Genomic DNA, 25,270 nt, shown 5'->3' with positions numbered 1-25,270 from the left:
CAAAACCCGTCCAAGACCGATGCAACACCGGCGAACCGCCAGGCCGCCGGTCCCTCCTTCCCCTAGCCGCCCGCCCTGCGCTGCCCCGCCGATGCCCGCCTACGACGCCACGCTGCCCTACCCCCGCGACCTCATCGGATACGGACGCAATCCTCCCCACGCCCGATGGCCGGGCAACGCGCGCATCGCCGTGCAGTTCGTGCTGAATTACGAAGAAGGCGCCGAAAACAGCGTGTTGCATGGCGACGCGGGATCGGAGCAGTTCCTGTCCGAGATGTTCAATCCGGCAAGCTACCCGGACCGCCATCTCAGCATGGAGGGCATCTATGAATATGGCTCGCGGGCCGGCGTGTGGCGGATCCTGCGCGAATTCGAAAAGCGGCAATTGCCGCTGACCGTGTTCGGCGTCGGGATGGCCCTGCAGCGCCATCCCGACCTCGCCGCCGCGTTCGTCGAACTGGGCCACGAGATCGCCTGCCATGGCTGGCGCTGGATCCACTACCAGGACGTGGACGAAGCCACGGAACGCGAGCACATGCGCCTGGCCATGGACGCCATCACGGCGCTGACCGGCACGCGTCCGCTGGGCTGGTACACGGGACGCGACAGCCCCCGCACGCGCCGGCTGGTGGCCGATTACGGCGGCTTCGAGTACGACAGCGACTACTACGGCGACGACCTGCCGTTCTGGATGCAAGTGCGCAAGACCGACGGCTCGGTGGCGCCGCAACTCATCGTGCCCTACACGCTGGACTGCAACGACATGCGCTTCGCGCTGCCGCAGGGCTACTCGCACGCCGAGCCCTTCTTCCAGTACATGAAAGACAGCTTCGACGCGCTCTACGCCGAGGGCGACGAATCGCCCAAGATGCTCAGCATCGGCATGCACTGCCGCCTGCTGGGCCGGCCCGGGCGCATCGTCGCGCTGCAGCGATTCCTGGACCACATCGCGCGCCACGACCGCGTCTGGGTGTGCCGACGCCTGGACATCGCGCGCCACTGGAAAACCACGCACCCTTTTGATCCCGCCCGTTGAACAGGACCCACATGGCCGACCCTTTAGACGATCTCAACGCCGCCCCGGCTGCCCAGGCCCAGGCGCAGCTTGCCGATCTGTACCCGCACGCGCCCTGGGTCGCCGAGCAGGCGCTGCGCTCGCGACCCTTCCGGTCCGTCGCCGACCTGCGCCAGCGCCTGCGCCAGGCGGTGGACGGCGCCAGCCTTGACACGCGCCTGGCATTGCTGCGCGCCCAGCCCGCCTTCGGGCCCCTGCCCGGCGCCGATGCGGCGCACGCCGAGCGCCTGGCGCAGCTCACGGCGCAATACGCGGCCCGCTTCGGCTTCGGATTCATCGCCGCCGATCGCGGCCCCCGCGGCACGCCGCTGGACGGGGCAAGCCTCCTGGAAGACCTGTCGCGGCGCCTGGACAATCCCCCTGACGCCGAACAGGAAGAAGCGCTGCGCCAGTTGCACCGGATGGCCGAACTGCGTCTGCGCGCACGCTTCGGCGAACCCGCCCTCGGCAACGACATCTGGGACTGGCACGAAGCGCTCAGCGCCTACAGCGATCCCGGCTACGCCGAAAAGGGCCAGCTCACGGTCACGTACCTGACCGACGCGCACCGGGCCTGCGCCGCGCGCCTGTCGCAATGGATGCGGGACTGCGGCTTTGACGAGGTCGGGATCGATGCGGTCGGCAACGTGGTCGGCCGCTACCGCGCCGACCGGGCCGACGCGCCCGTCCTCATGACCGGCAGCCACTACGACACCGTGCGCAATGCCGGCAAGTACGACGGGCGGCTCGGGATCTTCGTGCCCATGGCGTGTGTGCGCGCGCTGCACCGGCAGGGCCGGCGCCTGTCGTTCGATATCGAAGTGATCGCCTTCGCCGAAGAAGAAGGCCAGCGCTACCGGGCCACCTTCCTGGGCTCGGGCGCGCTGATCGGCGGCTTCAACCCCGGATGGCTGGACCAGAAGGATGCCGACGGCGTCACGATGCGCGAGGCCATGGCGCACGCCGGCCTGGACATCGACGGCATCGCGGCGCTGCGGCGCGATCCGGCCGCCTACCTGGGCTTTGTCGAGGTGCACATCGAACAGGGGCCCGTCCTGTATGAACTGGGCCTGCCGCTGGGCGTCGTCACGTCCATCAATGGCTGCGTGCGGCACCAGGTGCAGATCCTGGGACTGGCCAGCCACGCGGGCACCACGCCCATGGACCGCCGGCGCGACGCGGCCGTGGCCGCCGCCGAACTGGCGCTCTACGTCGAACGGCGCGCCGCCAGCGATGGCGACTCGGTCGGCACCGTGGGCATGTTCGAGGTCCCCAGCGGGTCGATCAATGTCGTGCCGGGCGAATGCCGTTTCAGCCTGGACCTGCGCGCGCCCAGCGATGCGCAGCGCGACGCGCTGGTGGACGACGTGCTGGCCGAGCTGGCCGCCATCTGCCAACGGCGCGGCCTGCGCTACGCGATCGAGGAAACCATGCGCGCCGCCGCCGCGCCCAGCGACCCGCGCTGGCAGCAGCGTTGGGAACGCGCCGTGGACGCCCTGGGCGTGCCCGCGCACCGCATGCCCAGCGGCGCGGGCCACGACGCCATGAAGCTGCACGAGATCATGCCCCAGGCCATGCTGTTCGTGCGCGGCCAGAACAACGGCATCAGCCACAACCCCCGCGAATCCACCACCAGCGACGACATCGAACTTGCCGCGCAGGCCATGCTCGGCCTGCTGGATGCGCTATCCAACGACACCACGACGTAAAACCATGACCGACTACGCCCGACTCGACGCCTGGGTGGACGCCCATTTCGACGAAGAAGTCCGCTTCCTGCAGGAACTGGTGCGCGTGCCCACCGACACGCCGCCCGGCAACAACGCGCCGCACGCCGCGCGCACCGCGCAACTGCTGCAGGCGTTCGGCCTCGAGGCCGAAGCGCATCCCGTGCCGGCCCAGGCGGTCGCGGACTACGGCATGCAGTCCATCACCAACCTCATCGTGCGCCGCGAGTATGGCGGCGCCGGCCCGCGCATCGCGCTCAATGCGCACGGCGACGTGGTGCCGCCCGGAGACGGCTGGACCCACGACCCCTACGGCGCGGACATCGAAAACGGCAGCCTGTACGGCCGCGCCGCCGCGGTCAGCAAGAGCGACTTCGCCAGCTTCACCTTCGCCGTGCGCGCACTGGAAGCCGTGGCCAGGCCGGCGCGCGGCGCGGTCGAGCTGCACTTTACCTATGACGAGGAATTTGGCGGCCTGCTGGGACCTGGCTGGCTGCTCGGGCAGGGCCTGACCCGGCCCGACCTGCTGATCGCGGCCGGCTTCAGTTATGAAGTCGTGACCGCGCACAACGGCTGCCTGCAGATGGAAGTGACGGTGCACGGCAAGATGGCCCACGCCGCCATTCCGAGCAGCGGCGTGGACGCGCTGCAGGGCGCCGTCGGCATCCTCAACGCCCTTTACGCGCAGAATGCGCTGTACCGCAAGATCACGTCGCAGGTGCCCGGCATCTCGCATCCGTATCTGAACGTGGGCCGGATCGAAGGCGGCACCAACACGAACGTGGTGCCCGGCAAGGTCAGCTTCAAGCTGGACCGCCGCATGATTCCCGAGGAAAACGCGGTCGAGGTCGAGGCCGACATCCGTCGGATCATCGAGGAGGCCGCGGCGTCGCAGCCCGGCATCCGGGTGGACATCAAGCGGCTGCTGCTCGCCAACGCGATGCGCCCCCTGCCCGGCGCGCAACCGCTGGTGCACGCCATCCAGAAGCATGGAGAAGCGGTCTTCGGCGAACCGATACCGGCGATGGGCACACCGCTCTACACCGACGTGCGGCTCTATGCCGAAGCCGGCATACCCGGCGTGATCTATGGCGCCGGCCCGCGCACGGTGCTGGAATCGCACGCCAAGCGCAGCGATGAACGCATCGTGCTGGAAGACCTGCGCCGCGCCACCAAGGTCATCGCCCGCGCGCTGTCGGACCTGCTGCGGGCCGAAGGTGACTGACATTCCCTGGGGACCGTCTCCCCAGGGTGTCAGACACCGCCCTCCCGGCCAGCCGCGCTACGAAAGCCGCAGCACGCGGCGCGAGAACAGCACGGCCACCAGCACGAATACCGCCAACCCCAGGTAGGACGCGGTCGTGGCGAAGCCTTCGCCCACGATCGCCAGCGGCGCCTCGGTGCCCGCGGCGCCGATGATCGCCGCCATCAGCACGCCCACCAGGCTCTCGCCCACGATCAATCCGGACGCGATCAGCACGCCGCGCCGGTTGGCCGCCTCGGCATAGCTGTCGTAGGGCTGCCCGGCGGCGGCCGCGCGGCGCCGCAGCACGCGTTCCAGCAGCCAGGCCAGCAGCGCGCCCGCCACGATGGGCGCGGCCACGGTCGGCGGCAGGTAGATGCCGATACCGACGGCCAGCACCGGGATGCGCGCGACCTTGCAAGTGCGCTTGAGGATTTCGTCCACCACGATCAGGCCCACGCCGACGGCCATGCCGATCAGGATCATGGTCCAGTTGAGCTGGTGGGTGAAGATGCCGCGCGTGATCGCCAGCATCAGCGTGGCCTGCGGCGCGGACAGCGCCTGCGATGCGTCCATGCCTTCGCGCGGCATCGCGTCCGCGAAACCGTAGGCGTTGTACAGCAGTTCAAGGACCGGGGAGATCACCGCCGCGCCCACCACGCAGCCGATCAGCAGCGCGACCTGCTGGCGCCACGGCGTGGCGCCCACCAGCCAACCCGTTTTCAGGTCCTGCAGGTTGTCGTTCGAAATGGAAGCGACCGCCACCACCGCCGAGGTGCTGAAGATCGCCAGCGCGATCGCCATCTGCACGCCGTTTTCGATCGCCATCAGCTCGCCGCCCACGCCCAGCATCAGCAATGAAACCAAGACAATGGCGACGATCCCCACCCCGGAGATCGGGCTGGTCGAGGAGCCCACCAGGCCCGCCATGTAGCCGCAAGCCGCGGCCACCAGGAAACCGAACACGAAGGCGAACAGGACCGCATAGGCCACCAGCTTCCAGATGGCGCCAGCCGACAGCGGCACGCCTGACAGGAACACCTGGAACGTGATGACCAGGATCACCACCAGCACCAGCGTCACGGCCGATATCCAACCCGCCGACAAGTCGCGCTCGGTGCGCGGCGCGGCGCCGGCGCGGGCCGCGCCTTCCTTGGTCAGCGCGGAAAACGAGGCCTTCACGCCGCGCGCCATCGGCACGAACAGCGTCGCCAGCGTCCAGATCGCGCCCACGCCGATGACGCCCGCGCCGATGAAGCGCACCTGCGAGGACCACACCCCGGTGGCATATGACGCCAGCGTTGCGCCGGCCGGCATGTCGCCCATCGCGGTCAGGATGGGCACCGCGATGCCCCACGAAATGATCAGGCCCGTCAGCATCGCCAGGCCCGCCACGATGCCGATCAGATAGCCCGCGCCCAGCAGCGCCAGCGAGAAGCCCATGGGCAGCCGGAACACCGCGCCGCCCAGCTCGAACCAGCGGCTGACGCCGTCGCCCAGCACGCGCAGGCCGCTGGCGGCAAAGCTGACCACGGCCGCCGCGATGCCGCCGGCCACGATGTCGCCCATGCCGGTCGCGGCAGGTTTGCCGGCGGGCGGCAAACCCGATTCCAGCTCGTCCTGCTCGCGCTCCGCGCAGCCTACCCGCAGGATCTCGGCCGCCGCCACGCCTTCCGGATAGGGCAGATTGCTCTGCACCACCATGACGTGGCGCAGCGGAATCGTGAACATCACGCCCAGCATGCCGCCGGCCGCGCAGATGCCCAGCGTCTGCCAGAACGGAAAGCCCTGCCAGTGGCCCATCATGACCAGGGCCGGCAGGATGAAGATGATGGCGGACAGCGTGCCGGCCGCGGAGGCCTGCGTCTGCACCATGTTGTTTTCAAGGATGTTGGCGTCCTTGAACATGCGCAGGACCGACATCGAGATCACCGCCGCCGGGATGGCGGAGGAAAACGTCAGGCCGACCTTCAATCCCAGGAACACGTTGGAGGCGGTGAAGATCACGGTGATCAGCGCCCCGAGCAGGACGCCCCGGAACGTCAGTTCCGGCAGGGTGACCTCCGCAGGGACGCGCATGGGTTCAGTCATGGGTTTCTCCCGTTTCTCCCGATTGATAGCCGCGAATTCTAGCGCCTTGGCGTCCACCCAGTGGTCACCAGCCGTAAGCGGGGTTTCACGGTAGAAGCTGCCGTAACGGCAAAACCTCACGACACAATATGCTGATTCGCGCCGGATTCGCCCTGGATTTTGATTACCCATGCCACGGGCAAGGGTCTAGCATGGGCGTAAAACAGGAGACGACAACACCATGCTCGACCCTCGCCAGCCCCATGCCGCGCCGGCCCTCCCGGACGACGCCGATCCCGCCGAGACCGCCGAATGGCGCGACGCGCTGCAATCCCTGCTTCAGGCCGACGGGGCCGGGCGAGCGGGCTACGTGCTGGACAGCCTGCTGGGCCACGCCGCCACCCTGGGGCTGCGCGCCAACAGCCAGACCCGCACCGCCTACCTGAACACCATCCCCGCCGACCAGGAACCGCCTTTCCCCGGCAACCTGGCCGTCGAGGAACGCATCGCCCGCATCAACCGCTGGAACGCCCTGGCCATGGTGGTGCGCGCCAATCAGGCGCACGGCGAACTGGGCGGCCACATCGCCAGCTACGCGTCGGCCGCCGACCTGTTCGAAGTCGGCTTCAACCACTTCTTCCGCGCGCGCACGGCCGCCAGCCCCGGCGACATCGTCTACATGCAGCCCCACTCGGCGCCCGGCGTCTACGCCCGCGCCTACCTGGAAGGCTTCCTGGGCGAAGCGGACCTGGCCCACTTCCGCCAGGAAATCACCGCGACCGCGCGCGGGCTGCGCGGCCTGTCCTCTTATCCCCACCCCTGGCTGATGCCGGATTTCTGGCAGTTCCCCACCGGGTCCATGGGCATCGGTCCCATCAACGCCATCTACCAGGCGCGATTCACGCGCTACCTGGAGCACCGTTCGCTGGTGCCCGGCGGCGATCGCAAGGTCTGGGGCATCTTCGGCGACGGCGAAATGGACGAGCCCGAATCCATCGCCGCCCTGACGCTGGCCGCGCGCGAAAAGCTCGACAACCTGATCTTCGTCGTCAACTGCAACCTGCAGCGCCTGGACGGCCCGGTGCGCGGCAACGGCCGCATCATCGACGAGCTGGAAACCCTGTACGCCGGTGCGGGCTGGAACGTCATCAAGCTTGTCTGGGGCAGCGACTGGGACGCGCTGCTGCGCCGGGACACCGGCGGCGCGCTGGCCCGCGCCTTCGCCAACACCGTCGACGGCCAGTTCCAGACCTTCGCGGCCAACGATGGCGCCTTCAACCGCGCCCATTTCTTCAACCAGAACCCGGAGCTGGCCGCGCTGGTGGCCGACTGGTCAGACGAGGCCATCGACCGCCTGCACCGCGGCGGCCACGACATGGTGAAGATCCATGCCGCCTACCACCGCGCGGTGCGCCACCGCGGGCAGCCCACCGTCATCCTCGCGCAGACCAAGAAGGGTTTCGGCATGGGCGCGGCGGGCCAGGGCAAGATGACCACGCACCAGCAGAAGAAGCTGGACGACGAGGCCCTGCTCGCCTTCCGCGACCGCTTCGCCCTGCCGATCTCCGATGCCGACTGCCTGGCCCTGAAGTTCTACCGTCCCGCCGACGACAGCGCCGAAATGCGCCACCTGCAGGCGCGCCGCGCCGCGTTGGGCGGGTACATCCCGCGCCGCAATGCCGAGGCGCCGCGCCTGGCGCCGCCGCCGGCCGATCAGTGGGCGCGCTTTGCGCTGGCTGCCGACGGCAAGGAAATGTCGTCCACGATGGCCATCGTGCGCATGCTCACCGCCCTGCTCAAGGACACCACGGTGGGGCCGCGCATCGTGCCCATCGTCGCGGACGAGGCCCGCACCTTCGGCATGGCCAACCTGTTCCGGCAGATCGGCATCTATTCCGCGCAGGGCCAGCTCTACGAGCCCGAGGACATCGGCTCGGTGCTGTACTACCGCGAGGCCCGCGACGGACAGATCCTGGAAGAAGGCATCACCGAGGCCGGCGCCATCTCGTCATGGACCGCCGCCGGCACCAGCTATTCGGTCAACGGCCTGCCGATGCTGCCGTTCTATATCTATTACTCGATGTTCGGATTCCAGCGCATCGGCGACCTGATCTGGGCCGCCGCCGACCAGCGCGCGCGCGGCTTCCTGATCGGGGCGACCTCCGGCCGCACGACGCTGGGCGGCGAAGGACTGCAGCACCAGGACGGCTCCAGCCACGTCATGGCCGCCGCCGTGCCCAACTGCCGCGCCTACGATCCGGCCTACGCCTATGAGGTGGCCGTCATCGTGGATCACGGCATGCGCCGCATGCTGGACGAGCAGCGCGATGAGTTCTTTTATCTGACCGTCACCAACGAGAACCTGGCGCAGCCCGACATGCCGCAGGATCCCGAGACCCGCGCGGGCATCCTGCGCGGCCTCTACCGGCTTCGGCCGGCGCGCGGCAAGGCCCAGGTGCGGCTGCTGGGCGCCGGCCCCATGCTGCGCGAGGCCGAGACGGCTGCCGCCCGCCTGCATGACGAATACGGCGTGGACGCGGAAGTCTGGAGCGTCACCAGCTTCTCCGAACTGGCCCGCAGCGGGCGCCAGGCCGAGCGCGCGCGCGTGCTGGGCCTGGAAGCCGGCGCGGACGACGACTGGGTGCGCACGTGCCTGGCGGGCAGCGACGCGCCGGTCATCGCCGCCAGCGACTACGTGCGCGCGGTGCCCGAACAGATCCGCGCCTGGGTGCCTGCGCCCTACCGCACGCTGGGCACGGACGGCTTCGGCCGCAGCGACACCCGCGCCCAACTGCGCGATTTCTTCGAGGTGAGCGCGGACTGGATCACGCTGTATGCGCTGGACAGCCTTGACCGTCAGGACGACGCGCGCGCGCTGCGCCAGAAACTCAACGCCGCCAGCCGCCAATCCCCTCCCTGGGAAATCTAGGCCGCTTTCCTCACCGCTCATCCGCCCAGACTCATCCGGCCGACCGAGGCGGCGTTCGCTTGCCGCTTGATCAAAAGCGAACGCTCGCTGCACTGCAGCAACCAAGCACCCGCGCTTTCTGGTGAAATACGGGTGTTCCCTATGCATTTCGCAAAGAATACGGCGGGCCGCGAGCCCGCCTTGTTTTGTCATCCCCGTTTTCTATCTCCGTTTTTTTCCGTTAGCCCTTTCAGGCCCCGATCCCATGGACGAAACTCTCACCAAACTGGCGTTGGACTACCACGCCTATCCCACCCCCGGCAAAATCTCGGTCACCCCGACCAAGACCCTGGCCAACCAGGACGACCTGTCCCTGGCCTACTCCCCCGGCGTGGCTGCGGCTTGCATGGCCATTTTCGACCAGGGCGACGACGCGGCCTCGAAGTACACCTCGCGCGGCAACCTGGTGGGCGTGATCACCAACGGCACCGCCGTGCTGGGCCTGGGCAACATCGGCCCCCTGGCCGCCAAGCCCGTGATGGAAGGCAAGGGTTGCCTCTTCAAGAAATTCGCCGGCATCGACGTCTTCGACATCGAACTGGCCGAGAACGATCCGGACAAGCTCGTCGACATCATCGCCGCGCTCGAGCCCACGCTGGGCGGCGTCAACCTTGAAGACATCAAGGCGCCCGAGTGCTTCTACATCGAGAAGAAGCTGCGCGAGCGCATGAAGATCCCCGTCTTCCACGACGACCAGCACGGCACCGCGATCATCTCGTCGGCCGCCATCCTGAACGGCCTGAAGGTCGTGAACAAGGACATCGGCTCGGTCAAGCTGGCCTGCTCCGGCGCCGGCGCCGCCGCCATCGCCTGCCTGGACCTCCTGGTCCACCTGGGCATCAAGCGCGAAAACATCTACGTGGTGGACTCGCGCGGCGTCATCTGGGACGGCCGCGACGAGAACATGGAAGCCAACAAGAAGCGCTACGCGCAGAAGACCGACGCGCGCACGCTGGCCGACGTGGTCAACGGCGCCGACGTGTTCCTGGGCTGCTCCACCGCCGGCGTGCTGACCGGCGACATGGTCAAGACCATGGCCGACCGCCCGCTGATCCTGGCCCTGGCCAACCCGGAACCGGAAATCCGCCCCGAAGTCGCCAAGGCCGCGCGCCCCGACTGCATCATCGCCACCGGCCGTTCGGACTACCCGAACCAGGTCAACAACGTGCTGTGCTTCCCCTTCATCTTCCGCGGCGCCATGGATGCCGGCGCCTCGCGCATCACCGAGGAAATGAAGCTGGCCTGCGTCAAGGCCATCGCCGAGCTGGCCCAGGCCGAGCAGAACGATGAAGTGGCCCGCGCCTACGCCGGCCAGGAACTGTCGTTCGGCCCGGACTACATCATTCCCAAGCCCTTCGACCCGCGCCTGATCGTCCAGATCGCGCCGGCCGTGGCGCAGGCCGCCGCCGACTCCGGCGTGGCCGCCCGCCCCATCGAGGACATCGAAGCCTACCGCCAGAAGCTGATGGGCTTCGTGTACCACTCCGGCCAGCTGATGCGTCCGCTGTTCGCCCAGGCCAAGAAGGCGCCCAAGCGCGTCATCTACGCCGACGGCGAAGACGAGCGCGTCCTGCGCGCCGTGCAGACGGTTGCCGATGAAAAGCTGGCGTTCCCGATCCTGATCGGCCGCCCCGCCGTCATCGAAATGCGCATCCAGAAGGCCGGCCTGCGCCTTATCGCCGGTCAGCACTTCGAGATCGTGGATCCGGAAGACGACAGCCGCTTCAATGAAACCTGGAACGCGTACTACCAGTTGAAGGGCCGCGAAGGCGTGACGCCGGCCATCGCCAAGGCGATGATCCGCAAGCACAACACGCTGATCGGCGCGATGCTGCTGCGCCGCGGCGACGCCGATGCGCTGCTGTGCGGCGTGGCCAGCAAGTACGACAACCAGCTCAAGTACATCGACGAAATCATCGGCAAAAAGGAAGGCCAGACCTACGCCGCCCTGAACGTGCTGATGCTGCCCGACCAGACGCTGTTCGTCACCGACACCCACGTCAACGAAAACCCGACGGCCGAAGAAGTCGCCAACATCACCATCCAGGCCGCCGACGAGATGCTGCGTTTCGGCGTGGTGCCCAAGATCGCCCTCCTGTCGCACTCGAACTTCGGCAGCCGCGTCACGGAATCGTCGCGCAAGATGTCGGCCGCGCGCCAGATCGTGCAGGATCGCGCGCCGGACCTGGAAGTCGACGGCGAAATGCACGCCGACGCCGCCCTGTCCGAAAAGATCCGTGTCCTGGCCTACCCGGACAGCACGCTCAAGGGCCCGGCCAACCTGCTGGTCATGCCCAACCTGGACACCGGCAACATCACGTACAACATGCTGAAGATGACCGGCAGCAATGGCGTCGCGATGGGTCCGATCCTGCTGGGCGCCGCGCGTCCCGTGCACATCCTGACCACCAGCGCCACCGTGCGCCGCATCGTCAACATGACGGCGCTGGCCGTGGTGGATGCGCAGCAGGAAGCCGCCGAAGAAGCCAAGAAGCGCCGCCGCTGATCGGACGGTGCCGCAGTAACGCCTCGGGCGCCCCAAACGGGGCGCCCGTTGTTTTTCCGGGATGCCCGGCCCGGCCAATGCCCGAATGCCCGCACAACGCGCCGCGCGCGCGACATCGCTGGTCCGCCCCCCTACGCCAGTGGTAAAACGCTAGCTTGTCATTTTTCCTGGAGACGACATGCTGGCCGATGCAATGTATGCCTGGTTCCACTACCTGGCGATTTTCGTGCTGGTGGTCGTCCTGACCGCTGAAGCCGTACTGCTGCGTCCGGACCTGACGCCCTCGGGCGTGAAGCGCCTCATCGTCTATGACCGCCTGTATGGCGTGAGCGCCGTCATCGTGCTCATCACCGGCGTGCTGCGCCTGATGCTCGGCGCCAAGGGCGCCGCGTTCTACATGAGCAATCCCTGGTTCCACGCCAAGATTGCGCTCTTCGTCATCATCGCGCTCTGTTCGATCCCGCCCACGCTGACCTTCCTGCGTTGGGCCAGGCAGCGGCGGCAACAGCCTGAGTTCGTCCCCGCCCTGCAAGAAATCCAGCGCGCGCGGCGCTGGGTGATGATCGGGGCGCACCTCTTCATCTTCCTGCCGCTCTTTGCCGTGCTGATGGCGCGCGGGATCGGCTTCTGACAAAGCCCTACCGAAGCAGCCGGTAGTGAAGCAGCCGTCATCGAAGCAGCCGTCATCGAAGCAGCCGACACCGAAGCAGCCTGCTACGGGCAGCGAGCGCGCGCCGGCGTTTCCGGCTCCTTGCCGTCGATGATGAAGGTGTCGAAGCGGAACACGCCCACCGCGTCGTTCTTCACGACCTCCAGCACCTCGCCCTGCAGCGTCTGCATCACAGACATGCCCTCGGGCACGTCCTCGGCGCCGGCCCGCGCGGCCGACTGGCCGTGCCACGGACTGAAAACCAGGACGCCGGGGTACGGCCCGCGCTCGGTTCCTGATCCCAGCCTGGCGGTCTTGACCTGCGTGCCCGCCGCATAGGTCATGACGCCGAACTGCATCGGGCAGGCCAACTCCGCCCCCGTCACGCGCAACAGCCTGCGCGCATCGTCCAGGTACACGGTCGGCCTGCTCAGGAACATTCTCAATAGCCGCACGGCCGTGTCGTCATTCACATCGATCCGCCAGCGGTCCGGATCGCGCGACCCATCGGTATAGACAGTGCCGCCGGAGCCGCGCACCACGGCCCCATGGCCCAGCGTCAGTCCCGCGGCCTGGTTGCCTGCCGCCAGCACGCATTGCGTCAGCATCTTCATCGCCCCATCGGGCGCCACCTCGAACTCGATGTCCTGCGTGGCGTCGCACCGCCAGCCCTGAACGTCCTGCTCGCCCGCGCCACGCAGGATGACCGTGCGCGGACGCCGGGCGACGATGTTGTATTCCTTGTCGTATTCGGTAGCCAGGTAACGCCGCACCGAGGTCGCCTGCACGCCCAGAATCGCCACCGCCTGCGGAAAAGCCGCTTCAAGGTAGGTATCGAGCTGCCCCTTGTCCTGCACCTTCAGCCGCGTGCCGGCGGGCATGACCACGCCGCCCACCATCGTCGGCGCCTGCAACGTGACGTGATGCGCCGCTTCCTCGCGCCGGATGTCCCGTTCCAGTTGCCACATCATGGCCTGGAACCAGGCATAGAAGCTGAACGGCGCCAAAAGCGCCAGGCACAGCACCGTGGAGGTCTTCCAGTACTTGCGGACCGTGCGGCGCGCGCCGCCGCTGACGCCCAGGACCAGCGCCCAGCCCAACAGCAGAATACCCGCGAAGAAGCCTGCGGTAAGCAGAATGAAAAAGCCGGCGGAAGGCAGTGCGACAGGAATCATGGGACGGATGATATCCGCAATTTTCCGGACGACGCGCGGGCGAAAAAAAACCGCCCGAAGGCGGTTTGTTCTGCCGAAGCAGGACCAGCGATCAGCGCTTGTCCATCGGGGGCACGTCGCGCGTGACCGAACCGGTGAAGAGCTGGCGCGGACGGCCGATCTTGTAGTCGGGATCCGACAGCATTTCGTTCCACTGGGCAATCCAGCCCACCGTGCGGGCCAGCGCGAAGATGGCCGTGAACAGCGAGGTCGGGATGCCGATGGCGCGCTGGACGATACCCGAGTAGAAGTCCACGTTCGGGTACAGCTTGCGCTGCACGAAGTACGGGTCTTCCAGGGCGATGCGTTCCAGTTCCATGGCCAGCTTGAACAGCGGGTCGTTTTCCAGGCCCAGGGCCGAGAGCACTTCCTTGCAGGTTTCCTGCATCAGCTTGGCGCGCGGGTCGTAGTTCTTGTAGACGCGGTGGCCAAAGCCCATCAGGCGCACGCCCGAGTTCTTGTCCTTGACCTTCTCCATGAACTCGCCGACCTTGGCGATGCCGCCGTTGGCTTGCAGTTCTTCCAGCATCTGCAGGCAAGCTTCGTTGGCGCCGCCGTGAGCCGGGCCCCACAGGCAAGCCACGCCGGCCGAGATGGCGGCGAACGGGTTGGTGCCCGACGAGCCGCACAGGCGGACGGTCGAGGTCGACGCGTTCTGCTCGTGGTCGGCGTGCAGGATGAAGATGCGGTCCAGCGCGCGCTCGACGACTTCATTGACCTTGTAGTCTTCGCACGGCGTGGCGAACATCATGCGCAGGAAGTTGCCCGTGTAGGACAGGTCGTTCTGCGGGTAGATGAACGGTTGGCCTTGCGAGTACTTGTACGCCATCGCAACCAGCGTCGGCATCTTGGCGATCAGGCGGATGGCCGAGATGTGGCGATGCTGCGGGTTCGTGATGTCGGTGGAGTCGTGGTAGAACGCCGACAGCGCGCCGACCAGGCCCGTCAGGACGGCCATCGGGTGGGCGTCGCGACGGAAACCGCGCAGGAAGAAATGCAGCTGCTCGTTGACCATCGTGTGATGGGTCACTTGCGAATCGAAATCGGCCTTCTGTTCCTGGTTGGGCAGTTCGCCGTTCAGGATCAGGTAGCAGATGTCCATGAAGTCGCAATTGACGGCCAATTGCTCGATCGGGAAGCCGCGGTACAGCAGCTCGCCCTTGTCGCCGTCGATGTACGTGATGCCCGATTCGCAGGCCGCCGTCGACATGAAGCCGGGGTCAAACGTAAACATGCCCGTCTGGCCGTACAGCTTGCGGATGTCGATCACATCCGGACCGACCGTGCCCTTGTACACAGGGAACTCAATGGGTGCGCTGCCATCCGAGAAGGATAGAGTGGCTTTTTTGTCAGACAGGTTCATGTTTATTCCTCTCAATTAATCAGAGCGCGCGCATCTGGCCAATAATCGTTCGAAGCCGGGGGGTATCCAGGTCGCCTTCGAGTTCCTTACGGGCCAGCAGCAGATCGAGAAGATCGTTGTCTCCCATCTCGAAAAGCTGGGTCAATGCGGCCACATCATCATCGGTAAGTTCAGCCTCATGGGCATCCAGATACCGGGTGATGATCAAGTCGTTTTCGAGCAGGCCGCGGCGCGCCCGCCAACGCAGTCGCGCCCGCTCCAGTTCCGTTAGCCTGCTCATGCTTTACACCTTAAGGTAATGCCCCCACGCCGCACCCGCTACGCGGGCTTGCTGCCCCCCGAGGGGGCGTTTTTGCCTTGGGGCGGCCCGGCGGCAAAAAAAGCCTTCGGGCCGACAAACGAAAATATTACTTAACCCTAGACCGTGCGGCGAACCATCAGTTCCTTGATCTTGCCGATCGCCTTGGTCGGGTTCAGCCCCTTGGGACAGACGTCGACGCAATTCATGATGGTGTGGCAACGGAACAGGCGGTACGGGTCTTCCAGGTTGTCCAGGCGCTCGCCCGTGGCTTCGTCGCGGCTGTCGGCGATGAAACGGTAGGCTTGCAGCAGGCCGGCCGGGCCGACGAACTTGTCCGGATTCCACCAGAACGACGGGCAAGAAGTGGAACAGCACGCGCACAGGATGCACTCGTACAGGCCGTCCAGCTCTTCGCGCGCCTCGGGCGACTGCAGGCGCTCTTTTTCGGGCGGCGGCGTGTCGTTGATGAGGTACGGGCGGATCGAGTGGTACTGGTTGAAGAAGTGCGTCATGTCCACGATCAGGTCGCGGATGACCGGCAGGCCCGGCAGCGGACGCAGGACGATCGGTTCCTTCAGTTCGCGCAGGTTCGTGGTGCAGGCCAGGCCGTTCTTGCCGTTGATGTTCATGGCGTCCGAACCGCACACGCCTTCACGGCACGAGCGGCGCAGGGCCAGGCTGTCATCGACGTCGTTCTTGATGCGCACCAGCGCATCGAGCAGCATCTTGTCGGTGGGCTGGAGTTCGACTTCCAGCTTCTGCATGTAGGGGCGCTCGTCCTTGTCCGGATCGTAGCGGTAGATTTCGAACTTGACGATTCTCTTGGTGCTCATAGTAGGCTCAATCCGGACTTAGAAGGTACGCGCCTTGGGCGGGAAGGACTCGACCGTCAGCGGCTTCATCTGCACAGGCTTGTAATCCAGGCGGCTGCCTTCGGAATACCACAGCGTGTGCTTCAGCCAGTTCTCGTCGTCGCGGGTCGGGTGGTCGTCCAGCGCATGCGCGCCGCGGCTTTCGGTGCGGGCGGCGGCCGACTTGATCGTGGCGCGGGCCACTTCGGTCATGTTCGCCAGCTCCAGCGCCTCGACGCGGGCGGTGTTGAACACCTTGGACTTGTCCTTGAAGTAGATATTGTCGGCTTGCTTGGCCAGATCTTCGATCTGGGTCACGCCTTCGTTCAGCAGTTCCAGCGTGCGGAACACGCCGCAGTGGCGCTGCATCGAGAAGCGGATGGCGTTGCCGATGTCTTGCGTCTTTTCGCCGGAGGTACGCGATTCCAGCTTGTTGATGCGGTCCAGCGAGAACTCGACGGCCTGCTTGGGCAGGTCCTGGTGCGCGTGCTGGCGCTCCGGGTGCGAATTCACGATGTGGTTGCCGGTGGCGCGTCCGAACACGATCAGGTCCAGCAGCGAGTTCGTGCCCAGGCGGTTCGCGCCGTGCACCGACACCGCGGCGCATTCGCCGATGGCGTACAGGCCGTTGACGATCTTGTTCTCGCCGTTTTCGCGCGTCAGCACCTGGCCGTGGTAGTTGGCCGGGATGCCGCCCATCTGGTAGTGGATGGTCGGAACGACGGGGATCGGTTCCTTGATCGGGTCCACGTTGCCGAACTTGATGGCGATTTCGCGGATCGAGGGCAGGCGCTTGTTGATGACGTCGGCGCCCAGGTGGTCCAGCTTGAGCACCACGTAGCTGCCGTCCGGACCGCAGCCGCGGCCTTCCTTGATTTCCTGGTCCATCGAGCGCGACACGAAGTCGCGCGGCGCCAGATCCTTCAGCGTGGGCGCATAGCGCTCCATGAAGCGTTCGCCATCCTTGTTCAGCAGGATGCCGCCTTCGCCGCGCACGCCTTCCGTGATCAGCACGCCCGCGCCGGCCACGCCGGTCGGGTGGAACTGCCAGAATTCCATGTCTTGCAGCGGGATGCCGGCGCGGGCAGCCATGCCCAGGCCGTCGCCGGTGTTGATGAAGGCGTTCGTGGAAGCGGCCCAGATGCGGCCAGCGCCGCCGGTGGCCAGCACCGTGGTCTTGGCTTCGAGGATGTAGATTTCGCCCGTTTCCATTTCGAGGGCGGTCACGCCCACGACGTCGCCGGCTTCGTTGCGCAGCAGGTCCAGCGCCATCCATTCGACGAAGAACTGGGTGCGCGCGGCGACGTTGCGCTGGTAGAGCGTGTGCAGCAGCGCGTGGCCGGTGCGGTCGGCGGCGGCACAGGCGCGCTGGACCGGCTTTTCACCGAAGTTGGCGGTGTGGCCGCCGAACGGACGCTGGTAGATCGTGCCATCGGGGTTGCGGTCGAACGGCATGCCGAAGTGCTCGAGCTCGTACACGGCGTTCGGCGCTTCGCGGCACATGAATTCGATGGCATCCTGGTCGCCCAGCCAGTCCGAACCCTTGACGGTGTCGTACATGTGCCAGTACCAGTTGTCTTCGCTCATGTTGCCCAGCGAGGCGCTCACGCCGCCTTGTGCGGCAACCGTGTGCGAACGCGTGGGGAACACCTTGGAGAGCACCGCAACGGACAGCCCCGCTTGGGACAGTTGCAGCGAACAACGCATGCCGGCTCCGCCGGCGCCAACGACCACCACATCAAACTGGCGGCGCGGCAGGGATTTCAGGACAGAGACCACGGCTTAAATGCTCCAGAGGATTTGCGCGAAGTAAACGACCGAACCGATCAACCAGAGGATCGTCAGCACTTGCAGCAGCAGGCGCACGCCCACCGACTTGACGTAGTCCATCCAGATGTCGCGCACGCCGATCCAGGCATGCCAGGCCAGCGCAATGAATGCAAGGGTGGCCAGGATCTGGCCAACCGGAAGAACGCCCACGTAGAAGTTGAACAGCGCGGTCCAGTGTTCGTACGTGAAGGCCGGCATCATCAGGATGCCGATGAGCAGCACCAGCGTGTACACGGCCATGATGACGGCGGTGATGCGCTGGATGATGAAATCCATGACGCCGTAGTGGGCGCCGACGACCAGGCGCTTGGGTCCGTAGTTTTTAGCGGCGGCCATTTACAGCACTCCGAACAGTTTGAGAGCGAACACCAGGGTCAGCGCGAGGCTGACGCCGAACACCACGCCGGCGGTCTTCTTGGACGATTGCTTGTCGATACCGATGTGCAGATCCAGGATCAGGTACCGGATGCCCGCACAGAAGTGATGCAGGTAGCCCCAGATGAGGACCAGGAGGACGAGCTTGACGATCGGATTGCCGGCGTACGCGGCCACGGCGGCGAACGTCTGGGGTGCGGCCACGCTGGCCGCGAACAACGGCAGGATGACCAAGGGAAGACAGAGGAACAACAACGCGCCGCTGACGCGGTGCAGGATGGACAGCTTGCCGGCCAGGGGCAGGCGGTAACTGGCAAGTTGCGCAATACCAATATTGCGAAACTGCGGACGTGGCTTGGCAGCGGTGTCGGACATGACGGCCTCGGTGTTTCGGAACTAGGGAATCGTTACGGCTAAATCGCCGCGGCCCTTGCGGGCAAACGCGGTATTTTCGCCCAGAGACGGGTTGGTATCAAATCGTAGGTAAAAAGCTCATCAATTCAGACTATTGCGGTAGTGGTATCGATCGGTCAAGTACAACCCCCGGCGAATTTCCATGGGGCGGTCACCGTATGTGTAAGACACCCGGTCTACCTGCAACAACGGCGTGCCGGCGGCAACATTAAGCAGCGTACAGGCTTCGGCCGGCGCGGCGACCGCGCGCAGCTTCTCGTCCGCGCGCACCATGCTGACGCCGAATTCGGATTCAAACAGGCCATAGAGCGGCGCCTTGTTGGCGGTCAGCAGCTCGAGGGTGAGGCCACGGAAAATGGAGCCGGGCAGCCAGATGTCGTCCAGCACGGTGGGTGTCTGCCCCATGGACAGCAGGCGGCGGATCATGACGACCGTCTCGCCGGCCCGCAGGTCCAGGGCGCGCGCGATCTCGGCCGGGGCGCGCATGCGGCGGCATTCCAGGATGCGGCTTTCCGCGCGGCCGGCCTCGCCCTCTTCGTCGGGGGCCAGGCGCAGGAAACGGTAGCGCACGCGGGCTTCGTGGTGGGTGGCGACAAAAGTGCCCTTGCCCTGGCGGCGCAACAGCATGTGCTCGGCAGCCAGCTCATCGACCGCCTTGCGCACCGTGCCCTGGCTCACCTGAAAACGGGCGGCCAGATCGATTTCGCTGGGGATGAGCTCGCCGGGCTTCCATTCGCCGCGTTCGAGGCTTTGGACAAGCAGATCCTTGATCTGGCGATAGAGTGGACTGAAAGCGGCCCCCTCGCCCGTCGGACGGGCGGCGCGTGTGCGTAGGGAGGTTTCGGGCCGAGGCTCTGCCATGGATCTTCTTGAAAGTGTCATGTTCATCCGGATGAATGAGAGGGCAACGCAAAGGATGCAAACCCATCCGCAATGCGCTGCTGCCGCCGGTCTTGCAGACCGGCCCAGACGCACGGCCGAGCGGGGCCGCGGCGCATTCGAACAAACGCTCTATTGTGGCATATCGGGAGGCGAGCTGTCCAACGTCTTATGTCTTATATAAGATAGAAGAGCAATTGACGCACACGTAAATCCGATCTAGGATTCAAAGCTGCCCGCGCCCCGCGCAGAGCGGCCGTGCACGCGCTGATTCCCGCGCCCAACGATTACACTGATTGGTGAGATCCATTCTCGCCAAACCATTACGGAGAACGTTCATGTCCAAGCCTGCCTTGCGTGTCGCCGTCACCGGCGCCGCCGGCCAAATCGGTTACGCACTGCTATTCCGCATCGCCTCGGGCGAAATGCTGGGTAAAGATCAACCCGTCATCCTGCAACTGCTGGAAATCCCCGACGAGAAAGCGCAAAAGGCCCTGAAGGGCGTCATCATGGAACTGGATGACTGCGCCTTCCCGCTGCTGCAGGAAGTCACCGCGCACAGCGACCCGCGCACCGCGTTCAAGGACGCCGACGTGGCCCTGCTGGTTGGCGCCCGTCCCCGCGGCCCCGGCATGGAACGCAAGGACCTGCTGTCGGTCAACGCCCAGATCTTCACGGCCCAGGGCAAGGCCCTGAACGACGTCGCCAGCCGCAACGTCAAGGTCCTGGTCGTCGGCAACCCCGCCAACACCAACGCCTACATCGCCATGAAGTCGGCGCCGGACCTGCCGGCCAAGAACTTCACCGCCATGCTGCGCCTGGACCACAACCGCGCCCTGTCGCAACTGGCCACCAAGTCTGGCAAGGCCGTCGCCGACATCGAAAAGCTGGTCGTGTGGGGCAACCACTCGCCCACCATGTACCCCGACTACCGCTTCGCCACGGTCGGCGGCGAATCGCTCGCCAAGCTGATCAACGACGACGCCTGGAACCGCGACACGTTCATCCCCACCGTGGGCAAGCGCGGCGCCGCCATCATCGAAGCCCGTGGCCTGTCCTCGGCCGCTTCGGCCGCCAACGCCGCCATCGACCACGTCCGTGACTGGGTCCTGGGCAGCAACGGCAAGTGGGTCACGATGGGCATCCCGTCGGACGGCTCCTACGGCATCCCCGAAGGCATCATCTACGGCGTGCCGGTCATCACCGAAAACGGCGAGTACAAGCGCGTCGAAGGCCTGGAAATCGACGCCTTCTCGCGTGAGCGCCTGGACTTCACGCTGAAAGAGCTCCTCGAAGAGCGCGACGGCGTCAAGGACCTGCTGAAGTAAGCAGCGCGCAGTAAAGGTTTGGGCCCGTTCATGCGGGCCCATTCCTTAAGCGGGACCGGAATACGCGGTCCCGCCCCTTCGGCAGTACCGGCAAATACACCTGTCTCATTGCCCAGCCACAACCGATTGTCGTGCAGGGGACAGATTTATTTTTCGGACCCACGCTAAGGTCGTGGGCGACCAAGAACAGGAGACAACCATGTCCAGACCCGAATCGCCCGGCGCCCTCTTTCGCCGCGCGCTCGCCGAAGAGCATCCCCTGCAGATCATCGGCGCCATCAACGCGAACCACGCCCTGCTGGCCAAGCGCGCCGGCTACCGCGCCATCTACCTGTCCGGCGGCGGCGTCGCCGCCGGCTCGCTGGGTCTGCCGGACCTGGGCATCAACACCATGGACGACGTCCTGACCGACGTGCGCCGCATCACCGACGTGTGCGACGTGCCGCTGCTGGTGGACATCGACACCGGCTTCGGGCCGTCGGCATTCAACATCGCCCGCACCGTCAAGAGCCTGATCAAGTTCGGCGCCGCCGCCTGCCACATCGAGGACCAGGTCGGCGCCAAGCGCTGCGGCCACCGTCCGGGCAAGGAAATCGTCACCACCGAGGAAATGGCCGACCGCGTGAAGGCCGCCGCCGACGCGCGCACCGACAGCGACTTTTATCTCATCGCCCGCACCGACGCGATCGCCTCGCACGGCGTGGACGCCGCCATCGAGCGCGCGCTGGCCTGCGTGGAAGCGGGCGCCGACGCGATCTTCGCCGAAGCCGCCTACGACCTGCCCACCTACGACCGCTTCGTCAAGGCAGTCAAGGTGCCGGTGCTGGCCAACATCACCGAATTCGGCAAGACCCCGCTCTTCTCGGTCGAAGAACTCAAGAGCGTGGGCGTGGGCATGGTGCTCTATCCGCTGTCCGCCTTCCGCGCCATGAACAAGGCCGCCGAGGCCGTCTACACCGCCATCCGCCGCGATGGCCACCAGAAGAACGTGGTCGACCTGATGCAGACGCGCGAAGAGCTCTACGACCGCATCGGCTACCACGAATTCGAATCCAGACTGGATGCGCTCTTCCAGAAGGGCAAAGCGTAATCCCGCAACGACCAGGCCACGCCGCGGCAGCCCCGCGGCGTGGCCCGCCACCCATTGCATCGTCCATCGCGTAAGGAAAGGAGTAGAGACATGAGCACGGCTCCCAAGAAGCAAGAAGCCAAGTCGGACGCCAAGCCGGAAGAAAAAGCCGGTTTCAAGCCCAAGAAGTCGGTTGCGCTGTCCGGCGTGGTCGCGGGCAACACCGCACTGTGCACCGTCGGCCGCAGCGGCAACGACCTGCACTACCGCGGCTATGACATCCTGGACATCGCGCACACCAGCGAGTTCGAGGAAATCGCCCACTTGCTGGTCCATGGCAAGCTGCCCAACAAGGCCGAACTGAAGGCCTACAAGGAAAAGCTGCGCAGCCTGCGCGGCCTGCCCACGCAGCTTCAGATCGCCCTGGAAGCCCTGCCCGCCGCCAGCCACCCGATGGACGTCATGCGCACGGCCGTGTCGGTGCTGGGCTGCGTGCTGCCCGAAAAGGATGACCACAACACCCCGGGCGCGCGCGACATCGCCGACCGCCTGATGGCCAACCTGGGTTCGGCCCTGCTCTACTGGTACCACTACAGCCACAACGGCCGCACCATCGACGTGCAGACCGACGACGACAGCATCGGCGGCCATTTCCTGCACCTGCTGCACGGCGAAAAGCCCAGCGACGAATGGGTCAAGGCGATGCACATCTCCCTGAACCTGTACGCCGAGCACGAATTCAACGCGTCCACGTTCACGGCCCGCGTCATCGCCGGCACCGGTTCGGACATGTTCTCGGCCATCTCCGGCGCCATTGGCGCCCTGCGCGGCCCCAAGCACGGCGGCGCCAACGAAGTGGCCTTCGAGGTGCAGAAGCGCTACGAGACGCCCGAAGAAGCCGAGGCCGACATCCGCCGCCGCGTCGAAGCCAAGGAAGTCATCATCGGCTTCGGCCATCCGGTCTACACGGTCTCCGATCCGCGCAACAAGGTCATCAAGGAAGTTGCCAAGAAGCTGTCCAAGAAGGCCGGCACAACCAAGATGTTCGACATCGCCGAACGCCTGGAAACCGTCATGTGGGACGTCAAGAAGATGTTCCCCAACCTCGACTGGTTCTCGGCCGTGAGCTATCACATGATGGGCGTGCCCACCGCCATGTTCACCCCGCTGTTCGTCATCGCGCGCACCGCGGGCTGGTCGGCCCACATCATCGAGCAGCGCATCGACAACAAGATCATCCGCCCCACCGCCAACTACGTGGGCCCGGAAGACCAGAAGTTCGTGCCCATCGACAAGCGCAAGTAAGACGGGATCGAGGGCGCGTCATGGCCACCTGTATCCACTTTTCGAAAGAGGTACCGCGATGTCTGCCCCGATCTCCAACGTACGTCCCGATCCCGACCAGGTCCTGGCCGACATCGCGGACTACGTTCTCAACTACGAAATCCGCAGCGAGCTGGCGTACGAAACCGCGCGCAACTGCCTGATCGACACGCTGGGCTGCGGCCTGGAGGCGCTGGAATATCCGGCGTGCCGCAAGCTGCTGGGCCCGGTCGTGCCGGGCACCGTGGTGCCCCATGGCGCCAAGGTGCCCGGCACGCAGTTCCAGCTCGATCCGGTCCAAGCCGCATTCAACATCGGCGCGATGATCCGCTGGCTGGATTTCAACGACACCTGGCTGGCGGCCGAATGGGGCCACCCGTCCGACAACCTGGGCGGCATCCTGGCCACGGCCGACTGGCTGTCGCGCACGGCGGTCGCTTCAGGCAAACCGCCGCTGTCCATGCGCGACGTGCTGACCGGCATGATCAAGGCGCACGAGATCCAGGGCTGCATCGCGCTGGAAAATTCCTTCAACAAGGTCGGCCTGGACCACGTGGTGCTGGTCAAAGTGGCCTCCACGGCCGTCGTCGCGCAGATGCTGGGCCTGACCCGCGACGAAGTGATCAATGCGGTGTCGCTGGCCTGGGTCGACGGCCAGAGCCTGCGCACCTACCGCCACGCGCCCAACACCGGCAGCCGCAAGAGCTGGGCGGCCGGCGATGCGACCAGCCGCGCGGTGCGGCTCGCGCTCATCGCGCGGACCGGCGAAATGGGCTACCCCTCGGTGCTGACCGCCAAGACCTGGGGCTTTTACGACGTGCTCTTCAAGGGCCAGCCATTCAAGTTCCAGCGGCCCTACGGCAGCTACGTGATGGAGAACGTGCTGTTCAAGATCTCGTTCCCCGCCGAGTTCCACGCGCAGACCGCGGTGGAATGCGCCATGCAGATCCACGACCGGCTCAAATCGCTGGGCAAGACCGCGGACGACATCGCGCAGATCCGCATCCGCACGCACGAAGCCTGCATCCGCATCATCGACAAGAAGGGTCCGCTGAACAATCCCGCCGACCGCGACCACTGCATCCAGTACATGGTGGCCGTGCCGGTGCTGTTCGGCCGCCTGACCGCCGCCGACTACGAAGACGACGTCGCGCAGGATCCGCGCATCGATGCGCTGCGCGACAGGATCGTCTGCGTCGAGGACCCGGCCTACACCAGCGACTATCACAACCCGGCCAAGCGCTCGATCGCCAATGCGCTCACCGTGCAATTCAAGGACGGCACCGCGCTGGACGAAATCGTCTGCGAGTACCCCATCGGCCACAAGCGCCGCCGCCCCGAGGGCATACCGCTGCTGGAAGCCAAGTTCCGCACCAACCTGGCCCGCGTGTTTCCGGCGCGCCAGCAGCAGCGCATCCTCGCCGCCTCGCTGGACCAGCAGACGCTGGAGGCGATGCCGGTCCACGAATATGTGGATCTGTATGTGATCTGAGGGGTGCCTGACACCCTTGGCACATCCACCCAGACTGACGCCCGTCTCCCTCGGGCGTCAGACATCGGGGGCACTGGCTGGCGCACGCCCCTGGAGGCTTACAATGCGGCTTTCCTCGATCGGATCGCGCCATGGCCATGCTCTGGGTCAAGACTTTTCACATCGTCTTCATCGCTTCCTGGTTTGCCGGCCTGTTCTACCTGCCGCGCATCTTCGTGAACCTGGCGCAGCAGTCGGACCAGGCCGTCCAGGCGACGCTGCTCGGCATGGCGCGCCGCCTGTATCGTTTCACCACCATCCTGGCCGTCGTGGCCATCATCTTCGGGATGTGGCTGTACCTGGGCTACCGCATCGGCGTGGGCCCCGGCAACGGCTGGATGCACGCCAAACTCTTTTTCGTGCTGCTCGTCATCGGCTACCATCACGCCTGTGGCCTCATGCTGCGCAAATTCGAACAGGGCAAGAACACCCGTTCGCACACGTTTTATCGCTGGTTCAACGAAGTTCCCGTCTTGCTGCTCTTGGTGGTGGTGGCGCTGGTCGTCGTCAAACCCTTCTGATACCCCTACCTTTGCACATTCGCCAGGATTCGTATGTCCTCTGATGAACAGGAC

At 65.9% G+C, this 25,270-nt stretch carries 20 protein-coding genes; 11 read left to right on the top strand and 9 right to left on the bottom strand.

All coding sequences use genetic code 11. The features are described 5' to 3' along the window. Nucleotides 1-91: 91 nt before the first annotated feature. Genes puuE through BMW75_RS06335 form a run of 3 tightly spaced genes read left to right on the top strand, consistent with a single transcriptional unit; the run spans nucleotide 92 to nucleotide 4,006 of the window. Nucleotides 92-1,036 (top strand): allantoinase PuuE, encoded by a 945-nt coding sequence (puuE, locus tag BMW75_RS06345; protein ID WP_092577909.1) that lies wholly within the window; start codon nucleotides 92-94, stop codon nucleotides 1,034-1,036. An 11-nt stretch (nucleotides 1,037-1,047) separates the two neighbouring features. Continuing rightward, the gene (locus tag BMW75_RS06340) at nucleotides 1,048-2,763 is read left to right on the top strand and encodes a hydantoinase/carbamoylase family amidase (protein ID WP_092577907.1); all 1,716 of its coding nucleotides are present in this window, start codon (nucleotides 1,048-1,050) and stop codon (nucleotides 2,761-2,763) included. 4 nt (nucleotides 2,764-2,767) lie between these two features. Beyond that, on the top strand, nucleotides 2,768-4,006 hold the full coding sequence (locus BMW75_RS06335; protein ID WP_092577905.1) for a M20 family metallopeptidase: 1,239 nt from the start codon (nucleotides 2,768-2,770) through the stop codon (nucleotides 4,004-4,006). Nucleotides 4,007-4,063: 57 nt separating this feature from the next. Here BMW75_RS06335 and BMW75_RS06330 read toward each other — a convergent pair whose 3' ends face one another. After that, nucleotides 4,064-6,115 carry an OPT family oligopeptide transporter gene (locus tag BMW75_RS06330; protein ID WP_092577903.1) on the bottom strand — a complete coding sequence of 684 codons (2,052 nt, stop codon included), beginning with the start codon at nucleotides 6,113-6,115 and terminating at the stop codon, nucleotides 4,064-4,066. A gap of 220 nt (nucleotides 6,116-6,335) precedes the next feature. Between BMW75_RS06330 and mdeB the strand changes: the two genes are divergently transcribed. The 3 genes from mdeB to BMW75_RS06315 all read left to right on the top strand — a co-directional run bounded on the left by mdeB (nucleotide 6,336) and on the right by BMW75_RS06315 (nucleotide 12,199). Beyond that, nucleotides 6,336-9,023 carry an alpha-ketoglutarate dehydrogenase gene (mdeB, locus tag BMW75_RS06325; RefSeq protein ID WP_092577901.1) on the top strand — a complete coding sequence of 896 codons (2,688 nt, stop codon included), beginning with the start codon at nucleotides 6,336-6,338 and terminating at the stop codon, nucleotides 9,021-9,023. Between the two features lie 244 nt (nucleotides 9,024-9,267). After that, on the top strand, nucleotides 9,268-11,568 hold the full coding sequence (locus BMW75_RS06320) for an NADP-dependent malic enzyme (RefSeq protein ID WP_092577899.1): 2,301 nt from the start codon (nucleotides 9,268-9,270) through the stop codon (nucleotides 11,566-11,568). A gap of 178 nt (nucleotides 11,569-11,746) precedes the next feature. After that, nucleotides 11,747-12,199 carry a DUF2214 family protein gene (locus BMW75_RS06315; protein ID WP_092577898.1) on the top strand — a complete coding sequence of 151 codons (453 nt, stop codon included), beginning with the start codon at nucleotides 11,747-11,749 and terminating at the stop codon, nucleotides 12,197-12,199. An 83-nt stretch (nucleotides 12,200-12,282) separates the two neighbouring features. On the opposite strand, the gene BMW75_RS06310 is transcribed toward BMW75_RS06315, so the two are convergent. The 8 genes from BMW75_RS06310 to BMW75_RS06275 form a co-directional block, all read right to left on the bottom strand. After that, a complete protein-coding gene (locus BMW75_RS06310) occupies nucleotides 12,283-13,392 on the bottom strand; it encodes a hypothetical protein (protein ID WP_092577896.1) in 1,110 nt (369 codons plus the stop codon). Nucleotides 13,393-13,483: 91 nt separating this feature from the next. After that, nucleotides 13,484-14,794 carry a citrate synthase gene (gene gltA / locus BMW75_RS06305; RefSeq protein ID WP_092577895.1) on the bottom strand — a complete coding sequence of 437 codons (1,311 nt, stop codon included), beginning with the start codon at nucleotides 14,792-14,794 and terminating at the stop codon, nucleotides 13,484-13,486. A gap of 19 nt (nucleotides 14,795-14,813) precedes the next feature. Beyond that, nucleotides 14,814-15,074: a succinate dehydrogenase assembly factor 2 gene (locus BMW75_RS06300; RefSeq protein ID WP_076519448.1), complete on the bottom strand. Its 261-nt coding sequence runs from the start codon at nucleotides 15,072-15,074 to the stop codon at nucleotides 14,814-14,816. Between the two features lie 137 nt (nucleotides 15,075-15,211). Further along, nucleotides 15,212-15,928 carry a succinate dehydrogenase iron-sulfur subunit gene (locus BMW75_RS06295; protein WP_006389365.1) on the bottom strand — a complete coding sequence of 239 codons (717 nt, stop codon included), beginning with the start codon at nucleotides 15,926-15,928 and terminating at the stop codon, nucleotides 15,212-15,214. Nucleotides 15,929-15,946: 18 nt separating this feature from the next. Further along, nucleotides 15,947-17,725 (bottom strand): succinate dehydrogenase flavoprotein subunit, encoded by a 1,779-nt coding sequence (sdhA, locus tag BMW75_RS06290; protein ID WP_076519446.1) that lies wholly within the window; start codon nucleotides 17,723-17,725, stop codon nucleotides 15,947-15,949. A gap of 3 nt (nucleotides 17,726-17,728) precedes the next feature. Then, on the bottom strand, nucleotides 17,729-18,112 hold the full coding sequence (gene sdhD / locus BMW75_RS06285; protein ID WP_076519445.1) for a succinate dehydrogenase, hydrophobic membrane anchor protein: 384 nt from the start codon (nucleotides 18,110-18,112) through the stop codon (nucleotides 17,729-17,731). Then, a complete protein-coding gene (gene sdhC, locus BMW75_RS06280; protein ID WP_092577893.1) occupies nucleotides 18,113-18,526 on the bottom strand; it encodes a succinate dehydrogenase, cytochrome b556 subunit in 414 nt (137 codons plus the stop codon). Nucleotides 18,527-18,646: 120 nt separating this feature from the next. Beyond that, nucleotides 18,647-19,426 carry a GntR family transcriptional regulator gene (locus BMW75_RS06275; RefSeq protein WP_008161847.1) on the bottom strand — a complete coding sequence of 260 codons (780 nt, stop codon included), beginning with the start codon at nucleotides 19,424-19,426 and terminating at the stop codon, nucleotides 18,647-18,649. 356 nt (nucleotides 19,427-19,782) lie between these two features. On the opposite strand from BMW75_RS06275, the gene BMW75_RS06270 reads away from it, so the two are divergent. The 5 genes from BMW75_RS06270 (at nucleotide 19,783) to BMW75_RS06250 (ending at nucleotide 25,216) form a co-directional block, all read left to right on the top strand. Then, the gene (locus BMW75_RS06270) at nucleotides 19,783-20,772 is read left to right on the top strand and encodes a malate dehydrogenase (RefSeq protein ID WP_092577892.1); all 990 of its coding nucleotides are present in this window, start codon (nucleotides 19,783-19,785) and stop codon (nucleotides 20,770-20,772) included. A gap of 199 nt (nucleotides 20,773-20,971) precedes the next feature. After that, nucleotides 20,972-21,862 carry a methylisocitrate lyase gene (gene prpB / locus BMW75_RS06265; protein WP_076519442.1) on the top strand — a complete coding sequence of 297 codons (891 nt, stop codon included), beginning with the start codon at nucleotides 20,972-20,974 and terminating at the stop codon, nucleotides 21,860-21,862. A gap of 90 nt (nucleotides 21,863-21,952) precedes the next feature. Further along, nucleotides 21,953-23,146, top strand: a complete 1,194-nt coding sequence (gene prpC, locus BMW75_RS06260) for a bifunctional 2-methylcitrate synthase/citrate synthase (RefSeq protein ID WP_076519441.1) — start codon at nucleotides 21,953-21,955, stop codon at nucleotides 23,144-23,146. Between the two features lie 58 nt (nucleotides 23,147-23,204). Further along, entirely contained in the window at nucleotides 23,205-24,656 is a 1,452-nt protein-coding gene (locus BMW75_RS06255) for a bifunctional 2-methylcitrate dehydratase/aconitate hydratase (RefSeq protein WP_092577890.1), read from the top strand. Between the two features lie 131 nt (nucleotides 24,657-24,787). Then, the gene (locus BMW75_RS06250) at nucleotides 24,788-25,216 is read left to right on the top strand and encodes a CopD family protein (protein WP_172805877.1); all 429 of its coding nucleotides are present in this window, start codon (nucleotides 24,788-24,790) and stop codon (nucleotides 25,214-25,216) included. The last annotated feature ends 54 nt before the right edge of the window (nucleotides 25,217-25,270 follow it).

It is taken from the genome of Achromobacter sp. NFACC18-2, from assembly GCF_900108985.1.
GTDB lineage: Bacteria > Pseudomonadota > Gammaproteobacteria > Burkholderiales > Burkholderiaceae_B > Achromobacter.
Note: the sequence above shows the minus strand (reverse complement) of the source record. Positions and strands in the feature narration are given on the sequence as shown.

What these genes read in the sequence shown, in the direction of transcription:
- puuE (WP_092577909.1), top strand. Translation starts at nt 92, where the DNA reads ATGCCCGCCTACGACGCCACGCTGCCCTACCCCCGCGACCTCATCGGA.
- BMW75_RS06340 (WP_092577907.1), top strand. Translation starts at nt 1,048, where the DNA reads ATGGCCGACCCTTTAGACGATCTCAACGCCGCCCCGGCTGCCCAGGCC.
- BMW75_RS06335 (WP_092577905.1), top strand. Translation starts at nt 2,768, where the DNA reads ATGACCGACTACGCCCGACTCGACGCCTGGGTGGACGCCCATTTCGAC.
- BMW75_RS06330 (WP_092577903.1), bottom strand. Translation starts at nt 6,115, where the DNA reads ATGACTGAACCCATGCGCGTCCCTGCGGAGGTCACCCTGCCGGAACTG.
- mdeB (WP_092577901.1), top strand. Translation starts at nt 6,336, where the DNA reads ATGCTCGACCCTCGCCAGCCCCATGCCGCGCCGGCCCTCCCGGACGAC.
- BMW75_RS06320 (WP_092577899.1), top strand. Translation starts at nt 9,268, where the DNA reads ATGGACGAAACTCTCACCAAACTGGCGTTGGACTACCACGCCTATCCC.
- BMW75_RS06315 (WP_092577898.1), top strand. Translation starts at nt 11,747, where the DNA reads ATGCTGGCCGATGCAATGTATGCCTGGTTCCACTACCTGGCGATTTTC.
- BMW75_RS06310 (WP_092577896.1), bottom strand. Translation starts at nt 13,392, where the DNA reads ATGATTCCTGTCGCACTGCCTTCCGCCGGCTTTTTCATTCTGCTTACC.
- gltA (WP_092577895.1), bottom strand. Translation starts at nt 14,794, where the DNA reads ATGAACCTGTCTGACAAAAAAGCCACTCTATCCTTCTCGGATGGCAGC.
- BMW75_RS06300 (WP_076519448.1), bottom strand. Translation starts at nt 15,074, where the DNA reads ATGAGCAGGCTAACGGAACTGGAGCGGGCGCGACTGCGTTGGCGGGCG.
- BMW75_RS06295 (WP_006389365.1), bottom strand. Translation starts at nt 15,928, where the DNA reads ATGAGCACCAAGAGAATCGTCAAGTTCGAAATCTACCGCTACGATCCG.
- sdhD (WP_076519445.1), bottom strand. Translation starts at nt 18,112, where the DNA reads ATGGCCGCCGCTAAAAACTACGGACCCAAGCGCCTGGTCGTCGGCGCC.
- sdhC (WP_092577893.1), bottom strand. Translation starts at nt 18,526, where the DNA reads ATGTCCGACACCGCTGCCAAGCCACGTCCGCAGTTTCGCAATATTGGT.
- BMW75_RS06275 (WP_008161847.1), bottom strand. Translation starts at nt 19,426, where the DNA reads ATGGCAGAGCCTCGGCCCGAAACCTCCCTACGCACACGCGCCGCCCGT.
- BMW75_RS06270 (WP_092577892.1), top strand. Translation starts at nt 19,783, where the DNA reads ATGTCCAAGCCTGCCTTGCGTGTCGCCGTCACCGGCGCCGCCGGCCAA.
- prpB (WP_076519442.1), top strand. Translation starts at nt 20,972, where the DNA reads ATGTCCAGACCCGAATCGCCCGGCGCCCTCTTTCGCCGCGCGCTCGCC.
- prpC (WP_076519441.1), top strand. Translation starts at nt 21,953, where the DNA reads ATGAGCACGGCTCCCAAGAAGCAAGAAGCCAAGTCGGACGCCAAGCCG.
- BMW75_RS06255 (WP_092577890.1), top strand. Translation starts at nt 23,205, where the DNA reads ATGTCTGCCCCGATCTCCAACGTACGTCCCGATCCCGACCAGGTCCTG.
- BMW75_RS06250 (WP_172805877.1), top strand. Translation starts at nt 24,788, where the DNA reads ATGGCCATGCTCTGGGTCAAGACTTTTCACATCGTCTTCATCGCTTCC.